Consider the following 12,224-nt stretch of genomic DNA (forward strand, 5'->3'; position numbering starts at 1 on the left):
TTACAATTTGAAACTTTACTCCATATTTACTGCATCTTTACATTAAATTAATAATGTTCAACTATAATTGCACATAGACCCCTTCATTTTAGAAGAAGATAAACACAAGTGATCCTGAAGCAATCACTTGTGTTTTTTTATTTTCAAAATGCTGTTCCTTTAAATATGTCCTGAATTCAAGATGTGATAGACTATAAGAGACATACGATGGAGGTAGAAGAATGAAAGAAAAACTAATATTAATTGATGGAAATAGTATCGCGTTTCGTGCCTTTTATGCATTACCTTTACTAAAGAATTCATCAGAGTTACATACGAATGCAATTTATGGTTTTACGTTAATTTTAGAAAAGTTAATTAAAGAAGAAAAACCAACGCATTTCTTAATCGCATTTGATGCAGGTAAGACAACATTTAGACATGCGACGTTTGGAGAATATAAAGGAGGACGTCAGAAGACACCTCAGGAATTAAGTGAGCAATTCCCGCACATCAGAAGACTTGCAGAAGCTTACCAAATAAAGCATTACGAATTAGATAATTACGAAGCTGACGATATTATCGGGACACTTTCAAAAGAAGCAGCCGAACAAAAGATGGAAACAATTATCGTAACCGGTGACCGAGATTTAACGCAGCTAGTCAATGATTATGTAACCGTTTATTACACTAAAAAAGGTGTTACAGACATTGATAAATATACACCACAATTCATTCACGAAAAATATGGATTTGGTGCTGAGAAAATTATCGATCTTAAAGGCTTAATGGGTGATAAGTCGGATAATATCCCTGGCGTACCTGGTGTCGGAGAAAAGACTGCGATTAAATTGTTATTAGAATATGATACGGTTGAAGGTGTAATTGCGAACTTAGATAAGATTACTGCGAAGAAACTCAATGAAAATCTTACAAATCATCAAAAGGATGCTGTCATGAGTAAGAAGCTTGCAACAATTGAGACGAATGCACCGATAGAAGTATCTTTAGCTGATACAGTAATCCCGGATAAAGATGAAACGAAAAAAATTGAGCTGTTCAGAGAATTAGAATTCAAACAAATGCTGGAAAATCTAGATACAACAAGTCAAATTGTGAGCAGTAAAGCAATCGAAATTAATAACGATTATCAGTCATTTGAATTCAAAGCGATCGATGCAATCGCCTTACACTTGAAATGCTATCAGGACAATTATTTGAAGAATGAAATATTAGGATTAGGTATTATGTACAATGACGAAACATTTGTTGTACAACCTGAAGATATTACGAAGAATAAGTCATTTATCACATTGCTGGAAGAAGAAAATATAAAAAAACATGTGTATGATGCGAAAGCAGTTAAAGTAATGTTCGAACGATTATCAATAAATATTGAAGGTATCGCCTTTGATACGATGCTGGCGAATTATTTATTGAATCCATCATCTACAGTGGTTGATGTCGCACAACTCGGACATGATTTTGGATTAAACTATGTGGAGTCTGATGATCATATTTTCGGTAAAGGTGCGAAAGCGCATGTACCTGACAGAGAAATTTTGAATCAGCACATCGCAAATGAAGTGCATCTTATAAATGACGTAACACCTATGATTAAAGAAAAGCTAATTGCGCATGAACAACTCGCTCTACATGACGAACTTGAATTACCACTTGCCCTTGTGCTTGCAAAGATGGAACTTCAAGGTATTAAAGTGAATAAAGAGACATTAATTGAGATGCAGGGTGAAATACAAGAAAGATTAGATGCTTTAACAGAAAGTATCTATAATCATGCCGGCAAATCATTTAATGTTAACTCACCGAAACAACTTGGTGTGATTCTATTTGAAGAGTTAAAGTTACCGATAATTAAAAAGACGAAGACAGGTTACTCAACGGCAGTAGATGTATTAGAAAAGTTACAAGGTAGTCATGCGATTATCGATGATATTTTAGTATATCGTACATTATCTAAACTACAGTCAACGTACGTTGAAGGGTTACAACGATTAATAGGTGATGATGAGAAAATTCATACACGCTTTAATCAGGTTATCGCACAAACTGGTCGTCTATCTTCAATAGATCCGAACCTGCAGAATATACCGGTTAGATTAGACGAAGGTAGAAAGATTAGAAAAGCTTTCGTTCCGAGTGGAGATGACATGGTAATCTTTGCTGCCGATTATTCTCAAATTGAATTGCGTGTCCTTGCTCACATTACAGAAGATGCGAGTATGATGGAAGCATTTACACATGGTATTGATATTCATACGAAGACAGCGATGGAAGTTTTTGATGTTGAAAAAGATGAGGTAGACAGCAATATGCGTCGTCAGGCAAAAGCTGTTAATTTCGGTATTGTTTACGGCATTAGTGATTATGGCCTAAGTCAAAGTTTAGGTATAACACGAAAAGCTGCACAACAATTTATCGATGATTATCTGGATAGCTTCCCCAAAGTGAAACAATACATGGATGATATTATTCAGAAAGCAAAGCAGGATGGTTACGTTACAACAATTATGCAGCGTAGAAGATATATTCCTGATATTACGAGTAAGAACTTTAATTTAAGAGGATTTGCTGAAAGAACTGCGATGAACACGCCAATCCAGGGAAGTGCAGCAGATATTATTAAACTAGCGATGGTACAGTTTGATAAAGCGCTGAAAGAGACAAACTTTAAAGCGAAGATGTTATTACAAGTACACGATGAATTGATCTTTGAAGTTCCAAAAGATGAAATTGATGCGTTTAGTCTATTTGTAAAAGATATTATGGAGCATGCAGTTGAACTTAATGTACCACTTGAAGTAGAATATGATTCTGGTGAAAGTTGGTATGAAGCAAAGTAGGTGGAAAGATGCCGGAACTACCGGAAGTCGAACATGTGGTAAGAGGTTTAAGACCGCATGTGTTAAATAAAGAAATAATAAACGTAGTATTCTCAGAAGCGGTTAAACGCGGTAAAGCACAAGGTAAAGAAACGATTATTAAACACATTGAGCTGGATGATTTTAATACCGTAGTGCGTAATACTGTAATTGAAAGCATAAACCGCAGAAGTAAATACATTATTTTTGAATTAATGAAACAAAGAAGCCATTTCATAGAGCAAGTACAAGTAATAGAGCAGGAACAAACATCTAAAATATATTTAGTCGGCCATTTAGGAATGGCCGGCGCTTTCTTTGTGAAAAGTAGTATTGAGGAAATTCCCATTCCAAATTACAAGAAACATTGGCACGTCCAGTTTGAATTATCAGATGGACAAAAGATGATCTATTCAGATATCAGGCGTTTTGGAGAATTTAAAATATTAGATGAAGCAGCTTTTATAAACTTTAATCAGGCTATTGCGCCAGAACCTTTTGAAAATAACGCAATGGCACATTTTATACAGCAATCGAAACTAAAGAAATATATGAATAAACCGATTAAACAGGTTATTATGGATCATGGTGTTATAAGTGGATGTGGCAATATATATGCATGTGAAGCATTATATTTAGCAGGTATCTTACCGACTCATATTACACACACTTTATCGACTCAGAAAAAGAAGAAACTCTTTTCAGCGATTGTGGACGTATTGAATAAAGGTATCGAATATGGAGGGTCAAGTATTTCTGACTACCGCAATGTAGAAGGTGAAAGTGGCAATATGCAAAGTAAATTTAATGTATATGGCTTAAAGCAATGTAAGATATGTAATAGTGATATAACGACACAAGTGATTGCAACAAGAAATACGCATTTCTGCGAAAAATGTCAAAAGTAGGTGTGAATGTGACAGTTATAGGTTTAACAGGTGGTATAGCAAGTGGGAAGTCGACAGTCGCAAAATATTTAGCGGACAATGGATTCATCATTGTTGATGCAGATATTGCAAGTCGCAAAGCAGTCGAAGCAGGAACATCTGGATTAGAAGAAATTAGAACAGTATTTGGAGATGGAGTAATACAGGAAGATGGAACGTTAAATAGAAAAGCACTCGGTGAGATAATCTTTAAAGATAAAAATCAAAGAGAAAAGTTAAATGCGATCGTTCATCCCCGTGTAAGAGATATTATGGAGGCAGAAAAAGAAGCGGGACTAGCACTAGGTAAACCCGTAGTAATGGACATACCATTACTCTTTGAAAATAAATTAGAGCATACAGTTGATGAAGTTTGGGTAGTTTATGTTCCAAAAGAAGTTCAGATAGAACGATTAATGGCACGTAATCAGCTTTCACTGGAAGAAGCTGAGTCAAGAGTAGCATCACAACTATCAATAGAAGAAAAGAAACAAAGAGCTGATAAAGTCATTGATAATAGTGATAGCTTACAATCACTGTATCAGCAACTTGAGTTACTTATTCAAAGTTATATATAGACATTAATTTTAAGAAAATTATGAAAATAATTTTCTTAAAGAAAACGCTTCCTTAACGCTATCAATGTGCTATACTAATGAAAGAGATTAGTATAACACATTGCGGAGGAGAAGATATGATGAAAACAAGAGTAGCGATTAATGGGTTAGGAAGAATTGGAAGAATGGTGTTCCGTGCAGCACTATTAAATGATAATTTAGAAGTAGTTGCGATCAACGCGAGCTATCCTCCAGAAACACTAGCACATTTAACTAAGTACGACACTACTCATGGTAAGTTTGAATTAGATGTAGAACCTGGTGACAATGCTTTAATCGTTAATGGTAAGGAAATTAAATTAGTTTCTGAACGTAATCCAGAATTATTACCATGGAAAGAGTTAAATATTGATATTGTTATCGAAGCAACTGGTAAATTTAATGATGCTGAGAAAGCGTCAGCACATATTAAAGCAGGTGCGAAGAAAGTATTATTAACAGCTCCAGGTAAAGGAAATGTTCAAACAATCGTTCGCGGTGTGAACTGTGCACAATTAGATGTAGATACATATGATGTTATTTCAAATGCTTCATGTACTACAAACTGCTTAGCGCCAGTAGCGAAAGTGTTAAATGATAAATTCGGAATTAAGAACGGATTAATGACGACAGTTCATGCGTATACTAATGACCAGAAGAACTTAGACAATCCACATAAAGATTTACGCCGTGCACGTGCATGTGCTCAAAGCATTATCCCAACTTCTACAGGTGCAGCGAAAGCGTTAGCTTTAGTATTACCTGAATTAAAAGGTAAATTACATGGAATGGCGTTACGTGTACCTACAACTAATGTATCATTAGTAGACTTAGTTGTAGATTTAGAGAAAGAAGTAACTGTTGAAGAAGTAAATGCAGCGCTTAAAGCATCTGCTGACAATGAACTTAAAGGTATTTTAGATGTGACTTATGAGCCGTTAGTATCAGTAGACTTTAATACAAATCCACATAGCTCAATTGTTGATGGATTATCAACTATCGTTATGGAAGGATCTAAAGTGAAAGTATTATCATGGTACGATAACGAGTGGGGTTACTCAACGCGAGTTGTAGAGTTAGCAGTATTAATGGGTGAAAAATTAGCGAAGTAATATAGATGATAAGACATCTCTCTTAATTGAGAGGTGTTTTTTTGGATAAAAAGTTAAAATGTTGAAAAGGTTTGTTTTTGGATATGCATTATTAGGTCCTGGAAAATTCCACTCTTAAAATAAAAATGCGTATATGTTATACTATTCACTATTATGTTGATAGTGAGGTATGTTATGAACTGGATTAAAATTATCGTTGCGGCGATTTTTGAGATGTGCTGGGTAATTGGTCTAGCTCATGCTGATAATTGGTATGAATGGATACTTACTGTTATCAGTGTTTCGATCAGTTTCTATTTGTTGCTCAATGCATCGAAATATTTACCGGTTGGAACAAGCTACGCTGTATTTGTTGGTCTTGGTGCAACGTTAGTAACGATTGCAGATGTAGTATTTTTCAATGAACCAATAGGCGTTGAGAAAGTTATATTAATAAGTGTATTAATTATCGGTGTCATCGGTCTTAAGATGGCAACACCAGAGGAGGCGAAGTAATGTATTGGTTAATTTTAGTACTTGCCGGTATCTTTGAAATGCTAGGTGTTGTCGTGATTAATATGTATTCAAATACACATCAAAAGCGTTATGTTTTATTGCTAATTCTTACATTTGCATGTAGTCTTTATTTTCTTTCCGTTGCGTTAATCGCAATTCCGATGAGTACTGCATATGCTATATGGACGGGTATTGGTGCAGTAGGTGGAGCAATTGTAGGAATTTTGTTTTACGGAGAATCGAAGAATGTATTACGTTTATTTTTTATGGGCTTAATTTTAGCAAGTACCATTGGATTGAAGTTGTTCCATTAAAAGTAAAGTGTCACATACCGAATTTGGTATGTGACACTTTTTTATCTTTGCTTTAATTGTATCGGATAAATATCGGTAAACGTTGCTTCAATGACTTTTGACATAATGTCGTATCCGAATACATGCGGATGTAGTCCGTCATCTGTAAGTTCGTTTCGTAAATAGTCGATGTCATCTTTCGTTTCAGTCATCTGTGTATAGTAATCGATAAATAATGCGTCATGTTCTATACATAATTGTTTGATTTTGTTATTTATTATCTGAACAAGTTTTGAGCGCGTTATAAATCCTTCTAACTTAGGTCGGTTCGTTGATGTGAGTGTAGTGACTGCAATATTTATGTTATTTTCATTTGCCATCACAATCATTGCTTCAATGTCTTCAAGGATACGTGTCTTAATTTGTTGTTGGTTGTCATTACTTTGATCAACGTCGAGCGTTTTCGTATTATTAATGCCAATCGATAAGACGATCCAATCTGGTTTCAACTGGATACTATCTGCTGTAAATCGGTCGCGTACCCATTGCGTACGATCGTTTCCAATGCCACGGTTAATCATTCGTTTGCCGTTATTTAGTTGCAGGTAGCTTTCTATATCCCAGTAATCAGTAATTGAATCACCGATAAAGACGATTCCTACAGGGTCGTTATGATAAAGTATCACTTCATTTCTATGATTAAAGCTTTCTCGTAATTTATTTACGGGATGTCCTTCTTCTAACTTTGGTAAATGGATGTAATTCGGTCTCATCAGTTTTCTCCTTTAATTTTTTAATATAGTTTATTATATACCTAGAACAGTGTAATCTTATGGATTTTTAATTGTTTCGTATTCATGTATAATTAAATAATAATAAAAAAAGGGGTGATTGTCTTGAAATGTCCAAAATGTGGTTTTAATCAATCGAAGGTGATTGATTCACGACATGCAGACGATTTGACTGCAATCAGAAGACGTAGAGAATGTGAAGAATGCGGCACACGTTTTACTACTTTCGAAAGAATTGAATTACAGCCATTAATCGTCGTAAAAAAAGACGGCACAAGACAAGCATTCAACCGTGATAAAGTGTTACATGGTTTAGTACGTGCATGTGAAAAGCGACCTGTTGCTTTTGAATCACTTGAAAAAATTACGACAGATGTTGAGACTGCTTTACGTGAAAAAGGTAAGACGGAAGTGTCTTCGGTTGATATCGGTGAATTGGTGATGGAGCATTTAATGACTTTAGATCAGGTTTCCTATGTAAGGTTTGCGTCTGTCTATAAAGAATTTAAAGATGTTGATCAGTTATTACGTACAATGAGCGGTCTATTGAACGATAAAGATAAGAAGTAGGTGTCAGCATGCAGCATTATTTTACGGAATTAAACGGCACGGATCAGTTTACCGTCACGACAAACTATATAAGTACGCATCTGACTGAAGATGTTCTTAAGACACTTTATACGCCTTTAATTGGTATTGAATGTGTCGGTGTCTATCAGTTCTTAAGTCAGTTTTTAAATGACTATAACCAGGTTAGTAACGATTACACACATTATATTTTCTTAAGTGAGCTGAAGATGAATTTGAGTCATTTCGAAGTGATTCGCAAACGGCTTGAAGCAATTGGTTTACTTAAGACGTATATGAGAATAGATGATAGCAATCAGAAGTTTATCTATAAATTAATCAGTCCTGTAATGCCTGCACAATTTTTTAATGACCCGATGCTTTCTGTGTTCTTATATCAGCAGGTGGGTAAGCATCGTTATCAAGTGTTGAAGAGTAGATATTTTACAAATAATATAGATTATGATGGTTATCGGGATATTTCAAGTAAATATATGGACGTATTTGGTACGCCGAAATCTCCTGAACCAGTTGTATTCGAATATAATAGTGAGATTATTAAACAAAGTGACCCATATGGGATTCCTATTCATCACCAGACATTTGATTTTGATATGCTTGAAACATTGCTGGCACAGAATTTAATCACAAGTGAACAGTTACCTAAGAAGACGCGTGATTTAATTTCTCAGCTTGCTGCATTATATGATATCGCACCTACAGAAATGCGTCAGATTATCTTGAAGTCACTAACAAGCAATCAAACGATTTCTCATGAAGAGTTGCGCAAAAATGCACGTGACTTCTATAAGATAGAACACGATGGTGCACTACCAACTTTACAGTTTCAGGAACAGTCAGATAATATAAAGCCTGAAGATAAGGAAGCGAGCACTCTACTGAACTGGTTTGAAAAGCTGGATACCACTAGTCCAATCGACATGCTGACTTCATTTAGTAAATCAGAACCGACCTTAAAGCAGAAACGCATGATTGAATCTATTTTAGAACGTGAACAACTGCCATATGGCGTATTTAATATTCTTATTCAATATGTATTGTTTACAAAGGATATGAAACTCCCGCAGGCATATATTGAAGAGATAGCCTCTAACTGGAAGAAACAAAATCTAAAAACAAGTCAGGAAGCTTATCATTTTGTAAAATCAATGGATAAGAAACGTACGGAACGTAAAGATAAATCAAGTAGACCGAAACAATATTTACCGCCTTCTAAAGAGATGACACCTAAATGGTTAACGGATGAACCGGTAGCAAGCAATAAAGTTGATGAAAATGTCGATCTGGAAGCGGAACGTCGTAAGTTACAGCAAGAACTCAATCAATTATGGGAGGAGGATAAATGATGAAACCAATGGGCTCAATATTAAACGCTAACAGTGAAATCTTTAAGCGTATTGAAAAGATTAAAAAAGAAACGATAAAAGATCCTGAAATAAGTGCGTTTATTGCTGCTAATCATGTTACCGAGCAGATGATAGATAATGATTTATCTGTCCTCCAGGAATATAAAGATTCTTCAATTATGTGTCAGGATTGTGCATCTTATGGCCAGTGTAAGAACTTTGTCCCTGGTCACACGCCTGAACTATATATTGAAAATAATCACATTAAAATCAGACATTTGCCATGCCCTTCTAAGCTTGCTTATGATGAAGAACAGAAGATGAAGCAGTTTATAACGGCAATTCATATGCCAAAAGATGTCCTGAATGCAAAGCTTGCAGATATTTATCTCGATGATAAAACGAGAATTGATATTGTCAGACGTGCGGGGCTAGTATGCAGAGATATCGCAAAGGGTGTCGATACAAAAGGGATGTATATCCATGGACCATTCGGTACCGGAAAATCATTTATTTTAGGTGCAATTGCAAATGAATTGAAAGAGCGTCATATTTATACGACATTAATGTACTTCCCGGAATTTATCCGTGAATTAAAATCAGGCTTTAACGATGGTACATATACGGAAAGATTAAATCGAGTAAAGAATACGCCTGTTCTGATGCTCGATGATATCGGTGCAGAAGACTTAACACCATGGGTACGCGATGAAGTGTTAGGACCGATATTAAATTATCGTATGATGAATAATATGCCGACATTCTTTAGCTCAAACTTTGATTTTAAAGAACTAAGTCATCATTTATCAATAACGAAACAAGGTGCAGAACAGACGAAGGCGCGACGTATTATGGAGCGTATCGAAACATTAAGTGATGAATATATGTTATCAGGGAAAAATTATCGACGTGAAAAATAAGTTTGAAAATTACAATAATAGGTGTATAATATACATTAACAAACAACAAAACTAAATTCGTCCATATATTAATTTAATGAATCAATTTTATATATTAATATTTTAAGGATACGATAGTCTATCATTAATTTTTTAGAGAGCTGATGGTGCTGAGAATCAGTAATTAAGATAGATTGTTACTCCCTTATCGGTATGACAACTAATCATTGTCCGGCTCAAGACCGTTATCTTATGCAGAGTTGCTGAGTGATCAGTAATTAGGGTGGTACCGCGAATTGACTTCGTCCCTTTTTGGGATGGGGTCTTTTTTTGTTGTTTAAAATAATATGAAAAAGTGAGGCGTTTTGAATGAGTGAAATTAATGTTAAGTTTCCAGATGGTAATGTAAAAAGTTTTGAGGCTGGCGTTACAACTGAGGATATTGCAGGTTCAATCAGTCCTGGTTTAAAGAAGAAAGCTTTAGCAGGAAAATTTAATGGACAGATGGTAGATCTATCAACTGCACTTGAAACAGATGGAGACATCGAAATCATTACGCCTGAGTCTCCTGAAGGTATAGAAGTATTACGTCATTCCACTGCACATTTAATGGCACAAGCGTTAAAGCGTATGTATGGTAATGTGCATTTCGGTGTAGGTCCTGTTATTGAAGAAGGATTCTATTACGATGTAGATACTGAACATAAAATTTCAAGCGAAGATTTACCTGAAATTGAAAAAACAATGCGTCAAATTATCGGTGAAAACATTAAGATTGAACGTCGTGTTGTAAGTCGTGATGAAGCAAAGCAAATTTTTGCCGATGATCCGTACAAACAGGAATTAATCGATGCGATTCCAGCTGATGAAAATGTAACGATCTATTCTCAAGGTGAATTCACTGACCTTTGCCGCGGTGTACATGTGCCATCAACTGCTAAAATTAAAGAATTTAAATTATTATCTACAGCTGGTGCTTACTGGAGAGGTGATGCGAACAATAAGATGTTACAACGTATCTACGGTACAGCGTTCTTCGATAAAAAAGCATTGAAAGAACATCTTCAGGTTTTAGAAGAGCGTAAAGAACGTGACCACAGAAAGATTGGTAAAGAATTAGAATTATTCACTACAAATCAACTTGTCGGTCCTGGATTACCATTGTGGTTACCAAATGGTGCTACAATTCGTCGTGAATTAGAGCGCTATATCGTTGATAAAGAAGTTGCGTTAGGTTATGACCACGTGTATACACCAGTTATGGGTTCAGTTGATCTTTATAAAACTTCTGGACACTGGGATCATTATCAGGAGGACATGTTCCCGGTTATGGAGATGGACAATGAGCAAATGGTATTGCGTCCGATGAACTGTCCACACCATATGATGGTCTATAAAAATAAACCACATTCATACCGTGAGTTACCAATTCGTATTGCTGAACTTGGTACAATGCACAGATATGAAGCAAGTGGTGCTGTTAGTGGATTACAACGTGTACGTGGCATGACTTTAAATGATGCACATATCTTCGTTCGTCCGGATCAGATTAAAGATGAATTTATCCGTGTTGTGCAACTTGTAATAGATGTATATAAAGACTTCAAATTTAAAGATTATAAATTCCGTCTAAGTTATAGAGATCCTGAAGATACTGAAAAGTATTTCCAGGATGATGAAATGTGGGAGAAAGCACAATCAATGCTTAGAGAAGCGGTTGATGAAATGGGCTTAGATTACGAAGAAGCACCAGGAGAAGCTGCATTCTACGGTCCAAAACTCGATGTACAGGTTAAAACTGCGTTAGGTAAAGAAGAAACTTTATCAACAGTTCAATTAGACTTCTTATTACCGGAACGTTTCGATTTAGAATACATTGGTAATGACGGCGAGAAACATCGTCCGGTAGTTATTCACCGTGGTGTTATCTCAACAATGGAACGATTTGTTGCTTTCTTAACAGAAGAATATAAAGGTGCATATCCTACTTGGCTCGCTCCAAATCAATTAGAAATTATTCCTGTTTCTAACGAAGTGCATTATGACTATGCGCGTAAATTATATGATGAGTTAAAATCTCAAGGTGTTCGTTGTCATATTGATGACCGAAATGAAAAGATGGGCTACAAAATTCGTGAAGCACAAATGCATAAAGTGCCATATCAAGTAGTTGTTGGAGATAAAGAAGTAGAGAATAATGAAGTAAACCTTCGTCAATATGGTTCTAAAGATTCTAAAACTTTAGATCGCGACGAGTTTATCTGGAATTTAGTAGATGAGATTCGTCTAAAAAAATAATGATTTGGTTTTTTATGAG

Annotated in this window: 11 protein-coding genes; 10 read left to right on the forward strand and 1 reads right to left on the reverse strand. The window is 35.4% G+C overall.

Annotated features, from left to right (window positions below):
• Nucleotides 1-221: 221 nt before the first annotated feature.
• The 6 genes from polA (at nucleotide 222) to BHX94_RS01835 (ending at nucleotide 6,304) form a co-directional block, all read left to right on the forward strand.
• The gene (gene polA / locus BHX94_RS01810; protein WP_111744674.1) at nucleotides 222-2,843 is read left to right on the forward strand and encodes a DNA polymerase I; all 2,622 of its coding nucleotides are present in this window, start codon (nucleotides 222-224) and stop codon (nucleotides 2,841-2,843) included.
• 8 nt (nucleotides 2,844-2,851) lie between these two features.
• On the forward strand, nucleotides 2,852-3,769 hold the full coding sequence (mutM, locus tag BHX94_RS01815; protein ID WP_111744675.1) for a DNA-formamidopyrimidine glycosylase: 918 nt from the start codon (nucleotides 2,852-2,854) through the stop codon (nucleotides 3,767-3,769).
• The gene (coaE, locus tag BHX94_RS01820) at nucleotides 3,757-4,365 is read left to right on the forward strand and encodes a dephospho-CoA kinase (RefSeq protein WP_111744676.1); all 609 of its coding nucleotides are present in this window, start codon (nucleotides 3,757-3,759) and stop codon (nucleotides 4,363-4,365) included. Before mutM ends, coaE begins: the two co-directional genes overlap by 13 nt.
• A 119-nt stretch (nucleotides 4,366-4,484) precedes the next feature.
• Nucleotides 4,485-5,495, forward strand: coding sequence for a glyceraldehyde-3-phosphate dehydrogenase (locus BHX94_RS01825; protein WP_111744677.1), 1,011 nt, complete (start codon nucleotides 4,485-4,487; stop codon nucleotides 5,493-5,495).
• 174 nt (nucleotides 5,496-5,669) lie between these two features.
• Nucleotides 5,670-5,990, forward strand: coding sequence for a DMT family transporter (locus tag BHX94_RS01830; protein ID WP_111744678.1), 321 nt, complete (start codon nucleotides 5,670-5,672; stop codon nucleotides 5,988-5,990).
• Nucleotides 5,990-6,304, forward strand: a complete 315-nt coding sequence (locus BHX94_RS01835; RefSeq protein ID WP_111744679.1) for a DMT family transporter — start codon at nucleotides 5,990-5,992, stop codon at nucleotides 6,302-6,304. Before BHX94_RS01830 ends, BHX94_RS01835 begins: the two co-directional genes overlap by 1 nt.
• Nucleotides 6,305-6,345: 41 nt before the next feature.
• Here the strand turns inward: BHX94_RS01835 and BHX94_RS01840 are convergent, their stop codons facing one another.
• Nucleotides 6,346-7,056, reverse strand: coding sequence for an SGNH/GDSL hydrolase family protein (locus tag BHX94_RS01840; protein WP_111744680.1), 711 nt, complete (start codon nucleotides 7,054-7,056; stop codon nucleotides 6,346-6,348).
• Between the two features lie 123 nt (nucleotides 7,057-7,179).
• Between BHX94_RS01840 and nrdR the strand changes: the two genes are divergently transcribed.
• The 4 genes from nrdR to thrS all read left to right on the forward strand — a co-directional run bounded on the left by nrdR (nucleotide 7,180) and on the right by thrS (nucleotide 12,205).
• Nucleotides 7,180-7,644, forward strand: coding sequence for a transcriptional regulator NrdR (gene nrdR, locus BHX94_RS01845; protein WP_099579958.1), 465 nt, complete (start codon nucleotides 7,180-7,182; stop codon nucleotides 7,642-7,644).
• 8 nt (nucleotides 7,645-7,652) lie between these two features.
• Nucleotides 7,653-9,008 carry a replicative helicase loading/DNA remodeling protein DnaB gene (locus BHX94_RS01850; protein ID WP_111744681.1) on the forward strand — a complete coding sequence of 452 codons (1,356 nt, stop codon included), beginning with the start codon at nucleotides 7,653-7,655 and terminating at the stop codon, nucleotides 9,006-9,008.
• The gene (gene dnaI / locus BHX94_RS01855) at nucleotides 9,008-9,928 is read left to right on the forward strand and encodes a primosomal protein DnaI (RefSeq protein WP_170120763.1); all 921 of its coding nucleotides are present in this window, start codon (nucleotides 9,008-9,010) and stop codon (nucleotides 9,926-9,928) included. The genes BHX94_RS01850 and dnaI overlap by 1 nt, the downstream gene beginning before the upstream one ends.
• A 348-nt stretch (nucleotides 9,929-10,276) precedes the next feature.
• The gene (thrS, locus tag BHX94_RS01860) at nucleotides 10,277-12,205 is read left to right on the forward strand and encodes a threonine--tRNA ligase (protein ID WP_111744683.1); all 1,929 of its coding nucleotides are present in this window, start codon (nucleotides 10,277-10,279) and stop codon (nucleotides 12,203-12,205) included.
• Nucleotides 12,206-12,224: the final 19 nt, after the last annotated feature.

The sequence above is a fragment of the Macrococcoides bohemicum genome, assembly GCF_003259675.1.
Classification (GTDB): domain Bacteria; phylum Bacillota; class Bacilli; order Staphylococcales; family Staphylococcaceae; genus Macrococcoides; species Macrococcoides bohemicum.

Excerpts from the sequence above, each read along its gene's own strand:
- dnaI (WP_170120763.1), top strand. The coding sequence starts at position 9,008 with ATGAAACCAATGGGCTCAATATTAAACGCTAACAGTGAAATCTTTAAG.
- BHX94_RS01825 (WP_111744677.1), top strand. The coding sequence starts at position 4,485 with ATGAAAACAAGAGTAGCGATTAATGGGTTAGGAAGAATTGGAAGAATG.
- thrS (WP_111744683.1), top strand. The coding sequence starts at position 10,277 with ATGAGTGAAATTAATGTTAAGTTTCCAGATGGTAATGTAAAAAGTTTT.
- mutM (WP_111744675.1), top strand. The coding sequence starts at position 2,852 with ATGCCGGAACTACCGGAAGTCGAACATGTGGTAAGAGGTTTAAGACCG.
- BHX94_RS01850 (WP_111744681.1), top strand. The coding sequence starts at position 7,653 with ATGCAGCATTATTTTACGGAATTAAACGGCACGGATCAGTTTACCGTC.
- BHX94_RS01840 (WP_111744680.1), bottom strand. The coding sequence starts at position 7,056 with ATGAGACCGAATTACATCCATTTACCAAAGTTAGAAGAAGGACATCCC.
- BHX94_RS01835 (WP_111744679.1), top strand. The coding sequence starts at position 5,990 with ATGTATTGGTTAATTTTAGTACTTGCCGGTATCTTTGAAATGCTAGGT.
- BHX94_RS01830 (WP_111744678.1), top strand. The coding sequence starts at position 5,670 with ATGAACTGGATTAAAATTATCGTTGCGGCGATTTTTGAGATGTGCTGG.
- coaE (WP_111744676.1), top strand. The coding sequence starts at position 3,757 with ATGTCAAAAGTAGGTGTGAATGTGACAGTTATAGGTTTAACAGGTGGT.
- polA (WP_111744674.1), top strand. The coding sequence starts at position 222 with ATGAAAGAAAAACTAATATTAATTGATGGAAATAGTATCGCGTTTCGT.